Consider the following 911-nt stretch of genomic DNA (forward strand, 5'->3'; position numbering starts at 1 on the left):
TAGACGAACTGCGGCTGGTCGGTGCAGTCGCCGGCCGCGTAGATGTTCGGGTTGCTCGTGCGCATGCCTTGGTCGATGACGATGGCACCTTGCGCATTGACAGTGACCCCCGCTGCGTCCAGCGCGAGGCTGCGCGTGTTCGGTGTCCGACCGGTGGCAACCAGCAGTTTGTCGGCGCGCAATTCACCGTGCGTGGTGGTCAGCACGAATTCACCGTCCATATGGGCGACCTGGCTGGCTTGCGTGTGCTCCAGCACCTCGATGCCCTCGGCACGGAAAGCGGCTGTCACCGCCTCGCCGATGGCCGGGTCTTCACGGAAGAACAAGGTATTGCGCGCCAGGACCGTGACCTTGCTGCCCAGCCGGGCAAAGGCTTGCGCCAGCTCCAGCGCCACCACCGACGAGCCGATTACGGCAAGGCGTTCGGGAATGGTGTCGCTCGCCAGGGCCTCGGTGGAAGTCCAGTAGGGTGACTCTTTCAACCCCGGAATCGGCGGGACCGCCGGGCTGGCACCCGTGGCGACCAGGCAGCGGTCGAACATCACGACGCGCTCGCCACCCTCGTTCAAACGGACGGTAAGGCTCTGGTCGTCCTTGAAGCGCGCCTCACCGTGCACAACGGTGATGGCCGGATTACCGCCCAGGATGCCTTCGTACTTGGCGTGCCGCAGTTCGTCGACGCGGGCCTGCTGCTGGGCCAGCAGCTTACTGCGGTCAATCGTAGGCACAGTTGCCGCAATACCGCCATCGAACGGGCTTTCCCGGCGCAGATGGGCGATGTGGGCGGCGCGGATCATGATCTTGGACGGCACACAGCCGACATTGACGCAGGTGCCGCCGATGGTGCCGCGCTCGATCAGCGTGACCTGCGCGCCTTGCTCGACGGCCTTCAGCGCCGCCGCCATCGCGGC

The 911-nt window shown here is 66.0% G+C and carries 1 protein-coding gene; it reads right to left on the reverse strand.

Annotated elements, in window-relative coordinates; all coding sequences use genetic code 11:
* The coding region (locus HMPREF2886_RS28430) for an FAD-dependent oxidoreductase (protein ID WP_168172036.1) at positions 1–911 on the reverse strand (911 nt) is incomplete at both ends.

This window comes from Pseudomonas sp. HMSC066A08 (assembly GCF_001813025.1).
GTDB classification, from domain to species: domain Bacteria; phylum Pseudomonadota; class Gammaproteobacteria; order Pseudomonadales; family Pseudomonadaceae; genus Pseudomonas; species Pseudomonas aeruginosa.